Raw genomic sequence first — 21,243 nt, forward strand, 5'->3', positions numbered from 1 at the left:
GGGAGCACAAGGCTCCTTTAAAGCGAGCACTTTACTGTCCTGAACAGACAACATCAATATATAACACCTCTCGCAGAGGCATCTATATTGGTTGCATACAGACAAGGCGTGCTCAGCCTTAAGTAATTAGCGGGCTGTTTTTTCTAATAGCCATATTCTTGCATACACGTCTATACCTCCACCAAAAACATCATCGCTTCAAGCAAGCTCGTAATCATGCCCTCAACCCGGCCACAGTTCTATACATTGCCCCACGGCTGTTTATTGACTAGACTCCCAGTATCACCACCAATTTTCCCCAATATGCTACACTTTTTCGTTTTTATTCTGTTACTGAGTTCTACAACTGTGCTGTCAAGCGACGACAAACTGGTGCTAATCGCCGGCGACAACTGGTGCCCGGTGAATTGTGGCGAAACAGACAAAAACAAAGGCTTTATGATTGATGTCGCCACCGAGGCACTGGCCATTTCTGGCTATGAGGTTCGCTACATAGAAATGCCCTGGCTCAGGGCCATACACCAGACCCGCGAAGGAAAAGTACACGCCATTGTGGGCGCCTTTAAAGATGATGCACCGGACTTTTATTTTCCAAAAGTCCCGATCCTAAAATTGAGCCCAAATACCTTGTTTACCCTTTCGGACAGCACCTGGACCTATAAAAATCAGCATTCACTGAATAAAATTCGCCTCGGGGCAGTACAAGGCTACGATTATGGGAATTTACTCAATGCCTATATTAAGTCGCACCGCAGCTCGCCTAATAACTACATCACGCTGTTGTCGGGTGATAATGTGGTCTCTCGCAGCCTCAATTTGTTAATCAGCAAACGCATTGATGCTTACGTGGATGCCGGACCTGTTGTCTGGTATCAGGCTAAGCAACTTGGGATCAGTGAGAAAATAAAGTCGGTTGGCTCAGTCAGTCCGCCGGAGCCTGCCTACATAGCCTTTTCCCCGCGCCTCCAAAATAGTGAACAGCTGACACTGGCATTAGACTTGGGTGTGCTCAGACTGCAATTGGACGGTCGCCTTGCTGAAATTGCCAACAAATACGGGCTTCAGGAAATTCATTATAAGTAAAAGACCCAAGGGCATATAAAAAGCAGCATAACGACGCTGCTTTTACAATACAAACGCTAAGCCCCAAGGGCTGACTGCCTAAACAAAACAATTAAAATTGATATTTGACTGTAATAGACGTGGTACGACCGTTGATGGTACGTGCCCGAATAATACCCGAGTCCGGAATAATGCCTTCTTCTGCTTCTGTGATCCCTACCGCATTGAACAGATTGTTGACGTTGAGCGATAAAGACAAGTCATCGGTCATATCATAGCTGGCAAACGCATTAACCTGGGTGTAGCCATCAAATTTCAGCTCGTTATTGTCCTGTGCGTAGGCATCGGTTGAGCCAAGCAGGCTTAAACCCACTGCGCCTTGTGCCATGTTGTAACGCGCCATCAAAGAGTAAATAAAGTCTGCCTGGCGCCTTGGCGTGTTGCCCACCACCTCAGGTGACAGAGCATCTTTGGCGATCTCGGCGTCCGTCCAGGTCAGGCTGCCTCTGAAATCAAAGGAGCCAACAAAGTACACCCCTTCAAGCTCAATGCCATGCGCTTCATATTCACGGTCAAAAAAGCGCTGGCTGGTGGCTTCAAAATTTTGCTCTTCGGTTTGCGCATAAAAAGCGGTGGCAAACACACTGCCGTTTTCAAGCCGTTGCTTCAAACCAAATTCAAGCTGAGTTACTTCGTCAATGGCGTCTTCCTTTGCCACACTGCCGTCTGCATTCACTTTGCCAAACAACAGACGGTCCGCATTTGCTCTGGCCCCTTCACTGAAACGCCCAAACACCGCCCGCGTTGGGCTCAACTGATAATTAGCGCCGAGGGAGTAGCTGGTGTAATGCCAATCGTAATCAACAAGTGACGGATTAGCCAAATCTATGCCCGCAACCTGCTCTTCAGGTTTTGAAATCTCGCCATCGGCATTCACATCCCGCTGCGATACCACAGCCCCCGCATAGGTGCCCGAGGCTTCACCTGAGTCGTAACGCACACTGGCATCAACGGTTAAATCGCCCACCTGCGAGGAAACCGCCAGATAAGGCGCACGCGTTGAATAGTCCGTATTGTAATTACGCTGACAGCAATTGCCCCAGGCAGGTGTCCCGTAAGCGTACAAGCCATTGTCCGAAAAAGCCGTGCCATCAGCTGCAAAGACATCCAAAAGCGCTGCATTCTGCCCTTTTAACTCCAGCAAATAAGAGTTCCACAACCAGGACATTTCTATGGCCTGCTCGGATGCAAAATAACCAAAGGTCAAAGCGGTATCGCCCAGCTGTTTGGTCAGCTTAATGTCGTTGACCAGCGAGCCAAAGTCCTGCATCTCAACATCAAAAGTATGGATCCGCATCAGATTCTCGGCGCTGAATTGGCTGCCCGCGCTCGCACCATTGGCATATTTTAATGTCGCGCCCTCACCGGCGATGCTCTCGGCGATAGACTGGGCACTGCCCACTTCAGCCGGGAAAGGCGCATTAAACGTGCCTTTTACCTTGGCTACTCTAAACCGGTTTTCAATTTTCCAGTCGTTGCTCAGCTCAAAGCTGGCCTCAACGCCAACGCTGTCTACCTGAGGATGCATGCCATCACGCATATCTCCGCGGCGCACTTCGTTGTTGGCGCCCAGCCCCTGTGTTTGGGTAAACAAAACCGAATGCGGCGTATCTGACAAGGCATCAAATCCCGGCAGTGAGTCACCATTGGCATACATGGGCATAGGTAAGTAGCCGGTTGAGCGGTCATCCAGGTGCTTGAGGTAGACCCTGACATAGCCCGACTCAAACTCTTTGGTCAGATTGGCTTTAACCTGCCCGCCCTTGTTGCCGGTATAACCGGTATCACGCGGGCCTTCGCCCTGGCGCACAAATCCGCCGATATGGAATCGTACGGTGTCGGACAGATAGGAGCCAAATTCAAAGTCGGTTCTGAATTCGTCATAATCAAGACCCAGAGTCGTTGCAATGCTGCCCGACTCGCTTTCACCCGTTTTAGAAATAAAGTTGATGATCCCACCCGGCGCGTTACTGGCGGCAGTCGAAGCCGAGCCGCCACGAATGGACTCGATTGATTGCACCGTGTTATCCAGGCGCATAAAAATATCAGCATTGCCGAATGCAATATCGCCAAACTGTAATATGGGCAAGCCATCTTCTTGCAGTTGCAGGAACTTGGCCCCACCGGCCGCAACCGGTAGTCCGCGTACGGCAATGTTTGCATTGCCCTCACCCCCGGTTGACTCTGATCTCACCCCAGGTAATAAGCGAAAAGCTTCGGCTGTGGTTCTGGGTGTTGCGACGCTTATCTGCTGAGCAGAGATGCTACTGACAGACACACTGGATGCCATCACGGTGCGCCTTTGTGGCACGCCTGTCACAATGATTTTTTCCAGCTCATTCTGAGCCTGTGCCTGTGCATTTGCTTGGTCCTGGCTCTGTTGTGCCCACACTGTGGGGCTAAGCGCCAGAGTCAGTGCACTGAGTGCAAACCAACCGGGAGTGTATGTTGTCATAATGTGCCTCGTTGTTGTCAATTATATATTGCTGGCACCACATTAAGTGGATTTAGATACTTAATCGATTAAGTAAATTAGCAAATATTTGTCGCTTTGCAATCAAAAAATTACACACGACGGGTTTCTAGTTAGATAACGCTATGATTTAGTTTTAAAAGTATTTGAGCTAGTGTGCGTTTGCCAGCCTGAGCTGGGCTGGGTTTTTCCAGTAGTTGTACGCCATCGCTAGCATCAGCAAAGCCGCAAATCCCATCGCCAGTGCAAAGCCGTAGCGAATATGGCCAAAATAATCACTGACCATCCCCATCAGCAGAGGCGCCAGGGCTGCTGACAGCGCGGTAAAGAACAAAATCACGCCAGCGACCGAGCCATGCTGATGCTTATCGAAGCATGAGATCCCCTTCGAATTAAGTGTGGGGTATATCATCGACATAAAGAGCCCACTGAGTGGCAGCGCAATGACCGCTGCATTAACACCAAACACAAAGGTCAGCAGGTAGCAAAGAAAAATGGCCGAGCTCAGCGCAAACATCACGCTCTGCCAGCTGAACAGGTTAAGCAGCCAGACAGCCATAAAGCGCCCCACTGCCCGCAATATAAAAAAGATCGTCAGCGCATAGGTGGCCAGCAGGCCCCAACTCCCCTCGTAGGTTTTGAGTAAAGTCGGCATCCAGACATAAATGGCCACTTCTGTTGCGACATACAGCGCAATGGCGGCCGAAAAACCCAGTGCATGCTTGTCCGTCAGCATCAGCAGGGTCTGCCTGAATCCACTGCTGTGGTTAACCTGCTTAGCGGGCCGCTCAGGAAACTTCACAGCGAACGTGATTAAACACAAAACGCTGCATAAGCCCCCTGCCAGAATATAGAGGTAAACCCAGCTGACACCCGACGCCAACATGTAGCTCACCGCGGCCGGACCCACGATGGCACCGACTGCAAAGAAGCCTTCGACCATGTTCATGGTCCGGGTGTGCGCCTGACTGGTTGGCGTCAAATCGCCTAACAAAGCCAGTGCTGCGGTTTTAAACAGGCCGATCGCCAGGCCAATCACACTCAGTAAGCACACAAAAGTGATAAAGGTTTCACCCATCGCAAAGCCAAAGCAGGCACCGGCAAAGAGCACAAAACCAAGGATGATGGTCGGCTTGTGGCCTATTTTATCCGCCAAAAAGCCCAGCAACAGACCACTGGCGGCAATCCAAATCATTGGCGCGTAATGAAACGCGCTCGCCTGCGTCATGGTTAACTGATAATCCCGGATCAGCTCGGGAATGATCACGCCCACGGCGTCCGATGTCATGGCAAACATAAAAAACATCATATATGTCAGCCAGCGCAATGCGCCTAAGTTGCTGCTTGTCATAGTTATTACCTCTTAGGTATTGCGGCAAAGCCCGGTTAAGTTTAAAACTCAATCGCACCCTTGTGCCAATTTTCCTGTAAATAGTGCTTGAATATCTTGTCGTGCTGATTAAAGATATAACTTAATCGATTAAGTTTCAACAATGAGAATTGAACTGAACCATGAAAAACCAAGTGCAACTGATAACCTACGCCGATCGCTTAAGCGGTGCAGGCCTGACGGAACTCACTCAGCTGTTGGACGGTCCGTTAGCGGGATTGTTTGGCGGTGTCCATATCCTGCCGTTTTACTATCCGATTGACGGTAGTGATGCCGGGTTCGATCCGATAGATCACAGTGAGGTTGATAAACGACTGGGCAACTGGGCAAGTGTTAAAACTCTTGGAGAGCGCTTTGAGGTAATGGCCGATTTAATCGTCAATCACGCTTCGGCTCAGTCACCAGAGTTTCAGGATGTGCTCAAACACGGCGAACAGTCGCCCTACTGGCCTTTGTTTTTAAAGGAGCAGGATATTTTTCCAGGTGGGATCAGTGACGAACAAGCACAAGCGATATTCAGGCCCAGGCCAACCAGCTGTTTTACGCCTAAAAAGCTGCAAAATGGTGAAACGGTCAACTTCTGGACAACGTTTACTGATAACCAGGTTGATATCAATGTTGAAACGCCCCAGGGCAAAGCGTATCTGGACAAAATTCTTACCTTGTTTGCGCAAAACAATGTCAAGATTATTCGCCTGGATGCGGCTGGCTATGCCATAAAACGCGCCGGAACAAGCTGTTTTATGACCCCTGAATCATTCGACTTTATTAATCAGTTGTCGCGTCAGGCCAATGCGCTCGGTATGGAAACCATCGCCGAGATCCACAGCCATTATCAGACTCAAATTGACGTAGCATCGAAAGTAGACCGCGTATACGACTTTGCATTGCCACCGTTAATCTTACACGCTCTGTTTAGCAATAATGCCGATCCCCTGCTTTGCTGGTTGCAGCAATCGCCGCGTAATTGTCTGACGGTACTCGATACCCATGACGGTATCGGCATTGTCGATGCGGGTCCGGACGGTGATAAGCCCGGTCTGCTCAATGCACAGCAAATCGATACTCTGGTAGAAACCATTCACGCCAACAGCCGGGGCGAGAGCAAACAGGCGACCGGTGCCGCTGCCAGCAACGTTGATTTGTACCAGGTCAATTGCACCTACTATGATGCACTGGGTCGAAGTGATCTCGATTACCTGATAGCACGCGCAATTCAGTTCTTTTCGCCCGGCGTCCCGCAAGTTTATTACGGTGGCCTGCTGGCTCTGCACAATGATATGGCGCTGCTTGAAAATACCAACGTAGGCCGGGATATCAATCGCAGTTACCTTAATGAACAACAAGTTGAAGACGCATTATCCAAACCCGTAGTAAAGTGCCTGTGTAAACTGATTGAACTCAGGAATCACAGCAGTGCATTCGATGGAGAGTTTGTCATAACTGGGTCTGAAGAGGCGTTCTCTTTGCAGTGGCGCAATCAGGACGCTCGTGCTCAACTGCAAGTTAATCTGACGACACGCGAAGCGCACATCACACTGCAGGAGCCAGGGCGCATCAAATATCTCAGCCTGAGTGATTTACTTCACAACCTGGAAAAACTAAAGTGATGGCAGTCAGATTGACTGCCCTACTCTCAGTTCAAAAGGCAGGCGTATTTGCTGCTTCTCTTTACGAATAAACAAACTTGCCGCCTGTTCGCCCTTATTTTCGCTGTTTTGATGTATGGTGGTAATGGCAGGTTGAAACAGCTCTGCTTCATCTATGCCATCAAAGCCTACGATCTTGAGCTCCTCTGGGATCTGGATCCCCTGAGCAAGCGCTTCACGCGCGGCGGCCAGCGCAATTAAATCACTCATACAAAGCAACACATTAGGCCTTGGCCGAATGGCTAGCGCTTCCTTAGCGGCGATCCGCGCAAAGCGCTCGCTGCTTTCTGGAATGTTCCAGATCCGGTCTTCAGGGAGTGTCACCTGGCATGCTTCGAGCGCCTGCCTGTAACCCGCCAGGCGTTGGTGTGCGATAGAGGTACTGAGCTTAGGCAAGTGATGATCATAAACCCGGCAGATAAGATCAGTATCGAGCAGCCTCAGCCCCAGGATTGCCGCATCGGCCTGCTCAGACGGTTTAGTAAACTGCATTAAAGCTGCTTTGGCCACTTCCCGGGCTGCACCTTGATTGTCGATATTAACACTGGCCTGATCTTGCAGCTCAAAGTCGACGGTCACCACTTGCTTGGTTACCGTTGCCAGCTGTTCAATTAACTTGGGGTTACGCGGACGACCATAACAAATAAAGCCATCGACAAAATCCACTATGTTGTTAACGCTGTCGGTATTGCCTGAAAACAACAATAAATTGATCCCCTGCGGTTCAAGCACTTTGGCAACGCCGCGCATAAAGCTGCTGGCCACGGGATCAGACACCATATATTCAACGCTATCGGGTAAAACCAGGGCAACTATGTTAAACGTACCCTTTCTTAACGAGCGCGCCGCTTTATTTGGACCAAAGTAACCCAACGCCTTGCAGGCCGCCAGGATCTCCTCACGCTTTTTGCTGGAAAGCTGATCGGGTCGATTAAAGGCATTGGATACCGTTGCATTCGACACGCCAAGGTGGGCTGCAATGCTTTTAAGAGTCCATTTTTTTTCTGTCATGGTTCGCTATACAATCTGATTAATAGGCTTAGGCAATCTCTCTCGTATACCTGTACTCAGCGCATCCATGCATACCTGGACTGCCATTGGGGTATGTTTGGAAAAGGGAGTAAGTAAATACACTGAATTTTCGGGTAAACTGGCGTGTGGCATAAGCCTGATCACATCCGTCAAATCATTATTCAAATAGAAATCCGGCACTAAGCCTATTCCAGCCCCAGCCCGAATGAGAGAAACGGTACTATGAAATGCATTTGTGATGCAACTAACCTGAGGAGTTAGTTGCATTTTTTCACCGCTTTGGGTCATTAACTGATGCGTTACCTGTGCCCTTTCCCAGGCATTTGCAATGTAAGGGGCCTGTGTCAGTTCCTCGTGTGAAAAACGTGAATGTCCGCATAATACATCGCAAAACGTGCCCAGCCGCTGCTGCCTGAGTGTGCTGTCTTTCGACGCACCAATGCGAATAGCGATATCGATATTATGGGCCATCAAATCCAGGTGCTTGTCATCACAGGTCAGTTTTATAACCACCTTAGGGTAGCATTGCATTAGCTCTGAAATGACTGGTGCAAGTAAAGTATCAATCAGCGCATGCGGCGCGGTAATATGAACCTGGCCCTCTGGCTCCCCCTGCTGTGCTTGCGCATCATCCCAGGCATCAGCTGCAATCTGGTTGAGTGCTTTACACGCCTCATAAAAGCGCTTTCCTGGCTCAGTCAGAGACTGTCGACGGGTTGTTCGTTTAACCAGAACCACACCGAGTTCTTGCTCAAGCGTTTTTAAATGCTGACTGACCACAGACTTTGACACACCCAGCCTGTCTGCTGCCGCAGAGATAGAACCCGCGTCAACGACATGGGCAAACAGTGACATTTTTCCAAGTTGGTGCATTATTATTGTAAGCTTTAACTAAACAGTGTTTTTTATTATCTCTGTTTTTCACACCAGTTAATACCATTAAGCTTGCCTTACTGAAAACACAACAAGTGGAGTAATTACATGACACAACAACAAGAGCTGGACTTATGTAAGGCGGGCATTGCCGCGTGGCAGAACGCATTTAACAATCAAGATGCACGTGGCTGCGCCGCACAATATGCCACAACCTGTACTATGCATGCGCGGCCCATTGGTACGTTTGACGGGAGGGAAAACATTGAGGCATTCTGGCAGGGCATCATAGATCAGGGTTTCTGTGATGTTGCTTATACCGATGTGGTCTGGGAAAAACACCCTGAAGTTGGCTACCTGCTGAGTGCCAACTGGACGATGAACAAAGCGTTTGGCAAAATCCATGGTGAGCATTGGGTGGTTGAACAAGACGGCAAGGCCCGTCTGTACAGTGATGATTTTGAGATCCTGGGTGAGCGATAAACTCACCCACTTGATATAAAGCTAGGTGAGAGTGCTGGACGAATGCTCTTTCGGATTAGGGCCATAGTCGTTGTCACCCGGCGTACTGTCCATCACGTAAAACACCAACAGCACCAGTGGCCCTATCACAGGGACCAAAGAGATCAGTATCCACCAACCACTGCGCCCGGTATCGTGCAAGCGGCGAATGCTCAGCGCAATACTGGGGATGATCACGGCCAGCGCATATAGGCCACTGAGCAGCCCAAAGCCGGACTCTTCGGAGTAAAGCCCCAGCGTCATATCGACCAAACCCAGCACAATTGTAACTATGATATTACAAAACATAAACAGCCAATACTCTTTGCGTCTTGCTCGGCCGTTAAACACCGCATACTTTTTTAACGCAGATAAATAAATGTCGAACACAGCTTTTCTCCTTGTTAATTTGCTATGCCACAATGGCAGAGCCTCAGCACCGTTAGGGCGTGCTGTTTAACAGGATAGACAAAAACCTTTGCAATACAAAGTCAGCCTCGCGTGCTATACAAGACACGCCTGTCTTTATTGAGCCGCTCCGCGATTGCTTTCAAGTACCTGGTTTAACTTATTCACCATTTCCTCGAACGCCGCTTTTTTCTCGGGAAACTGCGTTATGCCTTGCTGAAATAAATCCATTGCAATCTGATATTCCCGCATTTCTGTATAACACTGGGCTTTGTAATACAAAGCTGTGGCGCCAGGTGATATCGCCAGAGAATGGTCAAATGCATTGATGGCATCCTGAAATTGACCATGATCCATCAAAATAAATGCGATGTTGTCGACAGCTTCTATGAACATTGGAAAGATGTCTAAAGCTTCATGGTAAAGATCTAGTGCCTGAGAAAATTGTTTTTGCTCACTCAGTGCATAGGCTTCACGATATTTTGCGTTGGCAGACGCAATCAGTTCATCCACTTTTTGGCCTGTAACGTCAGCGTATTTATTAAAATCGTTATGTTTCAAATAGTCCACATACCCTGCTCGCTCAAGCTCAGTTACTTCCTGATTACCCAGCCGACGCCAACCCTCAGACAGGACAGCCTGAGACAAAGGCGCATGGCGCAGTTGAATTGTGAGATTTTTAACATCTTGTAGCGTCGGTTTGCTTTCTGACGGGGTATACATAACTGCATGGTAAGTCGGCTCTGCCGGCACATCACTATCAATACTGACCAGTTTAAGGGCTTGCCACTGCTTATCTTGTTTTATGTACACATCACCCACGGTACCACGGGCCTGGGTGTGGCCACTTTTCAGTAGCAATACAGCAGCAAAAACAGACCCCAACACTTTAAAAACCTGACTCATCGTATTCCTTATTTAACATACTTCTTCTGGCCGCACGATGGGCGCTTAAGCCAGCAATAAAGGACACATTGTAAACTTTAACGGGACGAGTAACAAATACAGGGCAACAAGCGCAGACATCCGGGCAATAAAAAACGCGGTAACCGACAAGGTATACCGCGTTTTTTATCAGCCTGTCAGCGCGATTACTTAAGCGCCTGCTCAACAATCGGGTAATGATCCCAGACTTGCTTATCGGCAAGTGAACGAACCAACTTCACATACTCAGCATGTGTCCACGCCAGTGGTGTTGCGGAGTTGGTGCCCTCGCCCAGTGTATAACCAAATGGGTTAACACCCACGCCATCCCACACCTGCTCGGGCAGCATCAGGCCTTCGTTAGCAAAGTGCTCCATACCTTTGATGTAAGTGTATTTGATACGCTTAACCGCTTTGTCATCCAATGCATTAGCCTGGCTGGCCGCTGCAATTTCGTAATGACCGCGCTCACCGGTAAAGAAAGGCCATACCCGACCACGCTGACCGGCCGTGTTCTGACCCTGCTCAGCATAGTTGGTCCCGCGTACCTCATCTTCTCCATAGCCGTCGTTGCCATAGCGGCGGTAGCCCGGATAACTGTTCGGGTCACCGGCAAAGTTAAAGCTGTATTTAACTCGCAGGTTCTCCGGCAGGTTTTCATCTTCATACTCTGGCAAGGTATTGGTAATGCTGCTGGCATCTGCCGCTCTTACGCCATAGCGCACAAGCTCCAGGAACCCGCCATCAATGATCTGCTTCTTATCCATACCAGCACGGCCATTGTTGTCACTCAGCTTAGTATCGGTATTCGGGCTGGCGTCTTTGCCAATGCGGAAGAAATATTTGCCATCGCTTTGCTTAGAAGGCAGGTTACCCTCAGTGGTGAACATGGTCGATTCCACTTCACTGTCGTAACGCTTGGCCGTTGCCATGTAGCGCTCACTGCCGACTTTATCTCCGGCCAGTTTTGCAATGTCACTGGCAGCGACCAGACCCGCGATAATGGCAGCAGTTGTCGATGGTGAATAGCCGTCCTGCTCTTCCCAACGTTCCTGTTGTGTTGCCGGAGGTGTGATCTGAGTGTCGTTCCAGAGGATTTTTGCCAATCCGCCGTCGACTAAGAACTCAGCTGCTGGCTGGAGCATACGCTTGTACCAGTAGGCAAGCTTCTCATCGCTCAGTACGCCGGCCTGCCAGAGTTTCCACGCCAGCATAATCGGCATAGCAGTCTGGTCCAACTGCACGCCTACCCACTCAAGCTCACCGTCAACATGGGTTTTTTGTAAGAACCAGCCGGTGTCGCCGTGGTTGCCTGGCGTTTTGTCTGTGACCTGTACTTTTTCCAGATATTCAAATGCGGTCAGTGCGGTTTGCGGATCACCCATGGCCAAAAATGCCATCGCAACCTGATAGAAATCGCGCACCCAGACCGCTTTATAACCGGTGTGGCCTTGCTCTGCCGCCACGGTGTCACCCCAGGGGTTAGACAAAGAGGCAATCAAGGCGCCTGCGTGGGTTTTATCTTCCTGCGCCTTTAACACCAAAGCACTGGTGTAAAGTAGTTTACCCTGATCAGCCGTGTAGCCACTGAGCTTTTGCATAGGCTCAAGATTGTTCAGATAGTCGCGCCAGCCAATGGCTTCTCCCTCACCATTGTAGTGGGCCAGCACCTGTTGATAGCCACGCTTAAGTGACTGAGCACCTTCCTGGAAACTCGCGCTTTGCGATGTGCCAAAGCTCAGTGCCAGGTCGAATGTTGCCTGCTTGCCCACGTCACCCAGCTCCGCCAGCCAATTAACATTACCGCTTTGTGCACCGGTGCTGGTGTAACGCTGTGCCATTGACTGGCTTGCCTTAAGCTCTGCTAGACCATCGCTCTGACCGGTAAAGCCCACGCTTGCTTGCTTAAAGCCCGTACTGCTTTGCAGTGTCAGGTAATTGTCTCCTTCCCAGGCAACCAGGCCCTGCTCAGTGACTTTCGCAAAATCGTTCAGACCGTTGTTATTCACATACGGGTTTACGTTTACGAACAGCTTCACGCCAGCAAGCTCTGTGTGTACCTTCGCCCGGACGAACAGCGTTTGCCCGTCGGGATCGGTGAATATGTGTTTCTCAAGCGTAAAACGTCCTTGCTTGTCTTTGCTTGTCACTTTGTATGCTAACGACAGCGGACGACCTTGTGCGTCTTTATCGAGGTAATCAATGCTGACGTCCAGCGCGTCTTGCTCCGTTACCGTAAAATCCGGGCCGGTAACAATAAACTGCATGTCTTTGATCTGCGCCTGGTGAATAAGACCAAACATAGTTTCCGTGATCATGCCCTTGGCAATCGAAAACCACACTTTTGATACGGCTTTTGTGCTTGCCTGATCAGAATACTGGCCCTGCTTGTAAGCTTCGTAGGAAGTACCAATGCCGGTTTTACCTGAGTACGCCCAGAATGGCTTGTCACCCGGTGCGCCTGGCGCGGCTTGTTGCGATTGAGCCGCATTGTTGGCACTGCCGCAACCGACGAGTCCGGCCGTAATCAAAGCCAGGGTTAAACTAGATAGTTTTTTCATAAAGTCTCCTTGGGTGGTGTTATTCTTGTTCGATTTTCACCCGCATCACAGCAACCGCTGCGAGCAGGAACGACACACCACCAACCACTAATGCAAAAATCGGTTGATTATCAAATAGGTTTCTCAGGACCAGGCCAAGTACACTGGCGGCCATCAGCTGCGGGATCACGATGAAGAAGTTAAAGATCCCCATAAAGACGCCCATTTTGTGAGCTGGCAATGAATTACTCAGCATGGCGTAAGGCAGCGACAAAATAGACGCCCACGCAAAGCCAATGCCAATCATCGGCAGCCAAAGCAGGCTAGGATCGGCTATCATTTTAAAGCTCAATAATGCGCCTGCGCCCAGTAATAAATTAATGCAGTGTGCGCCACGCATGCCCAGACGATTCACCATCACAGGGATACACACAGCAGCCAGTGCGGCAAAACCGTTGTAGGCGGCAAACAGTACGCCCACCCAGTCGGCCCCATCGTTATAGGCTTTGCTGGTTACGTCGTTGGTGCCATAGTGAAAACTGGTGACTGCCGAGGTGGTATAGATCCACATAGCAAACAGGGCAAACCAGCTAAAGAATTGCACCACGGCAAGCTGGCGCATAGTGCCGGGCATAGTAAAGACATCGTAGATAACGTTATAAAAACCACCTGAGGTGCTGCCGCGCTGCTGCAGGTAGCCAGCAATTAACAGGACCAGCGTAAAGGATAAGAACAACCCGCTCAGCAGATACAGCTCTTTTTCCAGTTGCAGCCCAATCACCGCAGCCAGGATCCCCCCACCAATCACGCCAGAAATCAGTGCTGCGCGCGCATAGTTGATCACCTGATAGCTCTGACTGGTTTGCGTTTCAACCGCTTCACCGGCGAACTCCGCCAGCTGCTGTGGCGTATACTCTTTGGTTTTTAGGATGGTCCAGCCCACCGCCAAAAACAGCACCACACCACCGAAATAGAAAGCATACTTAACAGACTCTGGGATTTGACCCGCCTCAGCGGTATTGCTGATCCCAAACCAGTTAGTCATCATCCAGGGCAAGGCCGATGCCACTACGGCACCTACGCCTATGAAGAAGCTTTGCATCGCATAGCCATTGGCGCGCTGCTTTTCGTTGAGATTGTCACCCACCAGTGCGCGAAATGGCTCCATGGTAACGTTGATTGACGCATCCATGATCCACAGCATACCCGCGGCTATCCAGAGGGTCGGAGAGTTGGGCATAAAGAATAACGACAAGGTGGTCAGAATGGCACCATACAAAAAGAAAGGTCGTCTGCGCCCCAGCTTGCCCCAGGTGCGGTCACTCCAGTAACCAATGATTGGCTGCACAATCAGACCCGTTAATGGGGCGGCAACCCAGAGAATGGGTATATCATCGACTTTGGCGCCCAGCGTCTGAAAGATCCGGCTGACGTTACCGTTTTGCAGTGCAAAGCCAAACTGGATCCCCAGAAAGCCAAAGCACATGTTCCAGATCTGCCAGAAACTGAGTTGTGGTTTTTGTTTTTGCATATTAATTCTCTAGTTCAAAGACCGCGCTGGCAAGTGGTGCCAGGGTGACTGTCAGCTGATTATTGTTAAGCGCAACCTGCCCATGTTGTTCCAGTCTGTCAATTGCTTTACCCTGCCAACCAGCTGGCAAAGTGACAGAGACAGTTTGAGGAGCGTCTGCATCAAAGTTGCTGATCACAACCAGACGTTGTGACTCGCTCTGACGGGCAAACCCAATGACTTTGGTTGCGCTTTGACCGCTGCGCGTTGTGACTGGTGTTGAGACTAACTCGCCCTGTGCTATCGCACTGAATGAGGCCATGTTCATCAGTTTTTGATAATAAGCACGCAACGCCTTTTGCTCTTCACTCAGCAAGGCACCATCAAACTTGCCCTGGTTCATCCAGGCCTGATGGGCTGGTACACCAATGTAATCGAAGATACTGGTGCGGCTGGGTTTGCCGAATCCGGCCATTTCTGAGCCGTCTTCACCCACGCTCTGCGCAAAATACAACAAGGTTGGTGACTGACTGATCAAATGACTCACCACCATAGCGGATTTGCCTTTATTGGCGTCGCCTGCAAACTCGGGACTGGCGATACGTTGCTCATCGTGGTTCTCTAAGAAGTGCAGCATGTGCGGTGCAATATCCTTAACACTGGCATGCACATCCAGCACTTGCTGCGCCGTGCCTGTGCCCTGCATCAGGGCCTTGAGTGAGTCGTATAAACCCACTTTGTCGTACAAGTAGTCCATCTTGCCCAGCTCTATGTATGCACGGTAAAGCGTTGGGTTATACACCTCGGCAAGCAAGAAGGCGTCGGGGTTTTTCATCTTGATAGACGCGTTGAGAAAGCTCCAGAACTCAACCGGTACCATCTCGGCCATATCATAACGGAAGCCATCTACGCCCTTGTCCAGCCAGTAATAGGTGATATCGCGGAACTTATACCAGCTGTCGGGCAGTTTTTTATCCTGCCAGAATGCATAGTGGGCACGGTAATCAAGCTGGGCGTACTGCGCCGGTAAGGTGGCAAAATCGTAGCTGCCATCGGGCTTAACACCATAGTTGACCTTAACGGTTTCATACCAGTCATGAATATGGGGCTGCGCCGCGCGTGCGCCGTTACCGGTCCATTTGGCCGGGCTTTCAGTGAACTGACCATCGGCAAGCGGGTGTGGCTCGCCGCCAAGTACCTGATAGTCTTGCGAGACTGGCACGCTAAAATCTTCGCCGGTCACATAGTAAAAGTTATTATCACGGGCATAGGTCACTGAGGTATCGTCGTTCGCACCGAAGTCGCTGACACCTTGTGGTGCGCTGAGCGATTGATAATTTCGCGCAACGTGGTTGGGCACAATATCAATCACCACTTTCATTCCTGCTTCATGGGTGCGGGCGATCAGGGCTTCAAATTCAGCCAATCTGTTGGCCGGGTTCACTGCCAGGTCCGGATTGACGTTGTAATAGTCTTTTACGGCATAGGGTGAACCCGCACGTCCTTTGACCACATCCGGGTCATCCAGGGCTATCCCGTACTCGGTGTAATCCCCCACTAAGGCATGATGTAAAACCCCGGTATACCAGACGTGGCTCACGCCCATGGCTTTGATTTCGGACAGGGCTTTGGGAGTGAAATCAGCAAACTTGCCTACGCCATTTTGTTCTTTTGTGCCCCAGGGAATATTGTTGCTATTGGTGTTACCGAACAGGCGGGTAAAAACCTGATAAACAACGGGCTTTGCGTCGCCGTGCTGCGCTGCCAGACTATGAGTGTCGGTGATCGGTGTCTTGTTGTCGTTGGTACTGTTGCAGGCGCTCAGTACCACAGAGCCGGTGATCAGCCCAAGGGCAATCACCAGCGGTTTTATTGTCATCATAATATTGTCATTTTTAGTATTTTCAATGAGTCTACTGACTTGGTATTCACGGGTGAACCGCTTGCATACGTATTCAGAGCGGCTATTCATCCACGCGTCATGTTCAACATTCTTAGTGCCCAGATGTAAACTCTGCTCAGGGACAAAGAATGTCGATTTATCGCATCCTGGCCAATCGCTCAAGCTGCGCACGGTGATCTTCAAAATTTAATCCACACCGGGCAATGTAATCCTGTACCTGTGATAAGTCGTACTTGTTCGCCTCCTCATTGCCTGCGATCAATTGAGACTGCTCCGGATAAATGCCGTAACCGGCAAGTAAACAGTGCCAGCTCACAGAAGGGTAATATTTGTCGATATCCTGGCGATGTAATTCATCCGATAAGTTTTTGCCCGACACCCAGGTTTGCAATACGTCATATAAAGAACGTGAGAGCTGGTTGTTGTTTGCGTTATCGCGCCAGTATTGGGTATCGGTTCTGCTGTTTACACGATAATGCGCCACAATGTAGTCGCGAATGGCCTGATAGCGTGCATCGAGTGACTGGTTGTGTCTGGCTTTGAGCTTATCGGTGAACTCGCCCTCCTGATAGCATTCAATAAAACTTTGAACTGTTTCCTGAACAATATGCAGCGCCGTTGCTTCCAGCGGCTCAATAAACCCTTGCGACAGTCCAATGGCAAGACAATTCTTATGCCAGTGTTTTTTGACCTGCCCCACCTTCATGGTTAAATGACGCGCTTCAACCTCACTGTCAAGTAACCCCAGCGCGGTGCGTAATTCGGTTTCAGCTTTATCTGCATCGCAATAGCGTCGGCTGTAAACATAGCCGTTACCAATGCGGTTGGTCAGCGGGATATGCCAGCTCCAGCCAAATTTTCTGGCAATAGATTGGGTTTCTGACGAAATCACCTCGCCCTGCTCGGTTGGCAACACCACAGCGGCGTCGTTAAACAAGTTATTAGCAAAGGAGTCGAAGCCCACTTTTAAATGCTGCTGCATCAATAAACTGCGAAAGCCGGAGCAATCAATAAAGACATCTCCGGTGACTTCCATACCGGCTTCACAGATCAGAGCCGCTATATCTCCATCGGGATGTTTGCGCACATCGCTGACATTGGCCTGAATATGCTCTACACCTAAATCGCGGGCTGTTTGAGCTAAGAAGAGCCCAAGCTTACCGGCATCGAAATGATAGCCATAGTTAATTTCAAACGGGAAATGATGCGCAGCGATCGGCGCTTTAGCCTGCTCTGCCAGATAGGTGGTAAGGAAAAATGGGTCCGGGTGGCCCGCGACATCAATCGCTTTTCTTCGTACAAAGCTGTTGTGAAAAAAGGCAGGTGCTGAATAATCGTCGGGCTGTGAGGGAAAAGGATGAAAGTAGCTGCTAAAGCCGGGGCGCGTTGACCAGTCAATAAAGCGAATGCCATTTTTATAGGTTGCGTTACACGCTGGCATCCACTGCGCTTCACTGATCCCCATGAAGTCCATAAAGCCCTTAAACTGGGGAGTAGAGCCCTCGCCTACACCTATGATGCCAATATCCGGTGATTCAACCAGGGCAATTTCTATCGGCTGGTCCTGCCAACTTTTTGCCATCAAGTTAGCGGCCATCCACCCGGCGGTACCACCGCCTAAAATCACGATTCTCTTTTTTTTCATCATTTTCACCTCATAAAACAAAGCCACCAGTAAACTGGTGGCTTTTTATTACAGCAGCGCTCGGTACTTAGAAGCTATAGTTAAATCCTAAGAAGTACTGGCGACCGAACTCTTTGTACTCACCGGTTGCCAATGCCGTGCCATAGTTAGTGGTGTTTGGCTCATCAGTTAGGTTATTGATTTGCAGTACAGCCTGCAGGCCATTGTCAAAGTCATAAGTACCCTGCCAGTCAACCACCGTGTACTCATCCGCCCATGCCAAAGATGAACCACCTGGTGATGCGCCTTCATACACGTACTCATCACGATAACGTACGTTCAGGTGCGTGGTAAATGCATCGATATTCCAGAAAATCGTCGCACTCCAGACATTTTTAGACAAACCAGGCATAGGTAGCTGCTGATCCGGGAAGTTACCGCCACCATCAACCGTTGTTTCACTCTCGGTGTATGAATAGTTAGCGTTAAAGCCTAGACCAGAGAAAACGCCAGGCAGATTGTCAAACATAGTGGTATACGCCAGCTCGACACCACGGATATAACCACCCTGATCATTGTTTTGAGTTGTCTGGTACTGACCCGCTACAAAACCTTCCGGCACTTCAAGACCAATTGTCGCCCAGTCAACTTCGCCTTCCTGATAAGTGATGCTTTCAATCAGAGACTCAATGTCTTTCCAGAAAACGGCTGCAACGAACGCACCACCATCTTCAAAATAACGCTCATATGACAAATCAAACTGAGTTGCTCGGAACGGGTCAAGGTTTGGATTACCTTTTGACCAAACATTGTAACGTGGACTCTCACCATCATTGGCTGTATCAGCCCAAGAACCAGCGCCACCACGCAACTGATACACAGGCGGACGACCCATTACTTTCGCAGCCGCAAAGCGTATCTGATCTTCGTCAGTCACACGGAAGTTAAGGTTCAAAGACGGTAATGTATCTGTGTATTCTGGTCCGTATTCAACATTACGGTAATCAGTACGTGCAACCCCATTATCGTCAACAATGGTATCACCTACTTCATCACCTTGTATCTGCTGAATACCCACTGATTTAGTATCTGTTCTGACAACACGTACACCGAAGTTACCTGTAACTGGGATATCACCTATCTCAGTATCAATGTTAGCCATCACATAACCGGCTAAGACTTCTTCCTTAACGGCACCACTTTCAATCAGGGTCCAGTTGTGCTCCCACGTTTGCTGCGCGTCATAATTACCCGGACCAAATACCGCGTCGGCAATACCCATCAAGTCTAGCTCAAGATAATTGAATCCTCGGGTGTGCTCAACCGTAACAAAACCATCCAAAGAGTGCGGCACACAGGTGTGGTTTTGGTGGTTAAACTCACATCCTTTGTTGGTAACAATAGTGCCATCTGGCATTTTGTAGCCATTCTGGCCTTCGCGCGCGCCCCAGCGGAATGTTGAGCGCTGATCGGTAAACTCTCGGTCTGACCAGCGGGCACCTACTTCAATAGAAGAGATAAACCCGGCTTCAACATGATACTTAAAGTCTACTTTAAAGCTATCAAGTTCATCTGTGTATCTGTGTGGGAACTGCTCCCAGTCACCCAGGCGCATGTTAGACAGATCTGTATAGCTATTGCCTAAAGTCAACAGGGGTGAATCTTTCTCTTGCTGTACAAAAGAGAAGGTTTGGTTGCGCATTTCTTGCCAGGTTTCAACCAAAGTGCCATCGACGACTCCATTTCCAAACTCGTAGGCGTGCATAGATGCGATCACATCACGGCGCGTTTTTTCACCTTTACTGTGTGCAAAGTCCAGTCTAAGTTCCCACTTATCTGTCACGTACTCTAAATCCAGGCCAAAGCTGTCTGTAGTAGAGTCGGTAGACTGGTCTTCTGAACGCATTTCAACCCAAGGACCGTTGGGATCAGTGATCACAACATCACCAGCGACCAGGAAACCATCTTTTACTACCGCATTGTTCAGCGTGTATAGCGAGCCTAAGTTTTTCTCGAACCCTTCAATGTTCAAACCACTTTTACGATCTTCAGATTCAAACTCAGAACGGAAATAATCAAATTGTACTTTAAGGGCGTCTGTAGGCTGGTAGACCAAAGTGCTCATCAGGCCCAAACGCTCATCCGAACCTTTCGCTGAGCGAACCTGATAACCATTAACAGAGCGCTCTTCTGTGCCATCGCCATCAAAGTCTTGTGAGCGTTTTGGCGCATGTGCAGAAACATCAATCGCATTATTTGGCTGATTTAGAATAGCCGCACCAATACCAAAGCCTAAGGTCTCATCAAGAAATTTACCCTGATAAGAGAAACTAATACGCTCACCACTTGAATCGGCGCCGACATCAGATGCCGCATCATTATATGAATAACGAACTGATGAGTTAAAGTTGTGCTGCTCTTTCGCCTCAAGCGGGTTCACTGTTTTCAGCTCAACAGTGGCTGCAACACCACCTTCAACTAAAGAGGCCTTTGGCGACTTGTATACCGCAGCCTGATTGATAAGCTCCGACGGGTACTGGTCAAATGAAATCCAGCGACTACCCGCAGTGTAACCACTGGTGCTGGCCTGTTCACGGCCATTGAGTGTGGTCTGAATAAAGTCACCATTCATACCACGGATATTCAGCTGAGATGACTGACCACTTGCGCGTACCGCTGTAACGCCAGGCAAACGGCTCAGGGAGTCTGCAATGGAAACATCGGGCAAAGATGCCAGATCCCCGGCATCAACGACTTCTGCTACAGTGTCGCTGTAACGCTTTTTATCGATTGACGCGATGATACTGCGAGAGATACCACGTACCTCAATCACTTCAACGTCTTCTTGCTTTACTGCTTTCTCTTCTTCTGCAACGACCGAAAAGTGGCTAACGCCAGCGGCCATAAGCGCAACTGTTAGCATGCTTGGTTTGAACATAGACATAGTGTTTTATCCCAATTAACCATTTTTATGACGCCTAGTTGTTTGTTAATTCGTCACACGGTATCCCGTGGAGCGCTACAACGATTTATCAAGGCGGTAATTTTGTTGTCAGCGGCAATAGTAGCGCTGCGCTCAACATGCAAACAACTTTATGCATACGTATTCAACGCAACCCCCCTTTCATTTTGTTCACAGAACATTCACCCCTAATGGCGCTAAGCTACTGTTCCTTTTATAAATGTTATCGCAACAATCACAGCATGGGCGTCGGGTACTCTCCTTAACTTGAATTTACTAAGTGTTAACCAAATTCAAATATCTGCCAGTTAAAGCGTCGCAAAATTTTGCTA

The 21,243-nt window shown here is 49.4% G+C and carries 14 protein-coding genes; 3 read left to right on the forward strand and 11 right to left on the reverse strand.

All coding sequences use genetic code 11. The features are described 5' to 3' along the window. The first annotated feature begins 348 nt into the window (after positions 1-348). Entirely contained in the window at positions 349-1,083 is a 735-nt protein-coding gene (locus tag C3B51_RS07175; protein WP_165389121.1) for a substrate-binding periplasmic protein, read from the forward strand. 91 nt (positions 1,084-1,174) lie between these two features. Here the strand turns inward: C3B51_RS07175 and C3B51_RS07180 are convergent, their stop codons facing one another. Beyond that, a complete protein-coding gene (locus C3B51_RS07180; RefSeq protein WP_130244611.1) occupies positions 1,175-3,577 on the reverse strand; it encodes a TonB-dependent siderophore receptor in 2,403 nt (800 codons plus the stop codon). 169 nt (positions 3,578-3,746) lie between these two features. After that, the gene (locus C3B51_RS07185; RefSeq protein ID WP_130244612.1) at positions 3,747-4,946 is read right to left on the reverse strand and encodes an MFS transporter; all 1,200 of its coding nucleotides are present in this window, start codon (positions 4,944-4,946) and stop codon (positions 3,747-3,749) included. Positions 4,947-5,107: 161 nt separating this feature from the next. Between C3B51_RS07185 and gtfA the strand changes: the two genes are divergently transcribed. Then, positions 5,108-6,595, forward strand: coding sequence for a sucrose phosphorylase (gtfA, locus tag C3B51_RS07190; protein ID WP_130244613.1), 1,488 nt, complete (start codon positions 5,108-5,110; stop codon positions 6,593-6,595). Between the two features lie 6 nt (positions 6,596-6,601). On the opposite strand, the gene C3B51_RS07195 is transcribed toward gtfA, so the two are convergent. Both C3B51_RS07195 and C3B51_RS07200 read right to left on the reverse strand, forming a co-directional pair. Next, positions 6,602-7,645, reverse strand: a complete 1,044-nt coding sequence (locus C3B51_RS07195) for a LacI family DNA-binding transcriptional regulator (RefSeq protein ID WP_125717443.1) — start codon at positions 7,643-7,645, stop codon at positions 6,602-6,604. 6 nt (positions 7,646-7,651) lie between these two features. Next, positions 7,652-8,521 (reverse strand): LysR family transcriptional regulator, encoded by an 870-nt coding sequence (locus C3B51_RS07200; protein WP_206076608.1) that lies wholly within the window; start codon positions 8,519-8,521, stop codon positions 7,652-7,654. Between the two features lie 126 nt (positions 8,522-8,647). Between C3B51_RS07200 and C3B51_RS07205 the strand changes: the two genes are divergently transcribed. Then, positions 8,648-9,022 carry a nuclear transport factor 2 family protein gene (locus C3B51_RS07205; protein ID WP_125717441.1) on the forward strand — a complete coding sequence of 125 codons (375 nt, stop codon included), beginning with the start codon at positions 8,648-8,650 and terminating at the stop codon, positions 9,020-9,022. Positions 9,023-9,043: 21 nt separating this feature from the next. On the opposite strand, the gene C3B51_RS07210 is transcribed toward C3B51_RS07205, so the two are convergent. The 7 genes from C3B51_RS07210 to C3B51_RS07240 all read right to left on the reverse strand — a co-directional run bounded on the left by C3B51_RS07210 (position 9,044) and on the right by C3B51_RS07240 (position 20,893). Continuing rightward, positions 9,044-9,430, reverse strand: coding sequence for a DUF805 domain-containing protein (locus C3B51_RS07210; protein WP_130244615.1), 387 nt, complete (start codon positions 9,428-9,430; stop codon positions 9,044-9,046). Between the two features lie 135 nt (positions 9,431-9,565). After that, positions 9,566-10,354 carry a tetratricopeptide repeat protein gene (locus C3B51_RS07215; RefSeq protein WP_130244616.1) on the reverse strand — a complete coding sequence of 263 codons (789 nt, stop codon included), beginning with the start codon at positions 10,352-10,354 and terminating at the stop codon, positions 9,566-9,568. Between the two features lie 185 nt (positions 10,355-10,539). After that, entirely contained in the window at positions 10,540-12,933 is a 2,394-nt protein-coding gene (locus C3B51_RS07220; protein WP_130244617.1) for a glycoside hydrolase family 15 protein, read from the reverse strand. A gap of 19 nt (positions 12,934-12,952) precedes the next feature. Next, positions 12,953-14,443: an MFS transporter gene (locus C3B51_RS07225; protein WP_206076609.1), complete on the reverse strand. Its 1,491-nt coding sequence runs from the start codon at positions 14,441-14,443 to the stop codon at positions 12,953-12,955. A 1-nt stretch (position 14,444) separates the two neighbouring features. Next, positions 14,445-16,301, reverse strand: a complete 1,857-nt coding sequence (locus tag C3B51_RS07230) for an alpha-amylase family protein (RefSeq protein WP_130244640.1) — start codon at positions 16,299-16,301, stop codon at positions 14,445-14,447. Positions 16,302-16,461: 160 nt separating this feature from the next. Then, complete coding sequence (locus C3B51_RS07235; protein ID WP_130244619.1) at positions 16,462-17,970, reverse strand: tryptophan halogenase family protein; 1,509 nt, start codon at positions 17,968-17,970, stop codon at positions 16,462-16,464. Positions 17,971-18,037: 67 nt separating this feature from the next. Beyond that, positions 18,038-20,893, reverse strand: coding sequence for a TonB-dependent receptor (locus C3B51_RS07240; RefSeq protein WP_130244620.1), 2,856 nt, complete (start codon positions 20,891-20,893; stop codon positions 18,038-18,040). Between the last annotated feature and the right edge of the window lie 350 nt (positions 20,894-21,243).

It is taken from the genome of Pseudoalteromonas rubra (assembly GCF_004212645.1).
Lineage (GTDB): Bacteria > Pseudomonadota > Gammaproteobacteria > Enterobacterales > Alteromonadaceae > Pseudoalteromonas > Pseudoalteromonas rubra_G.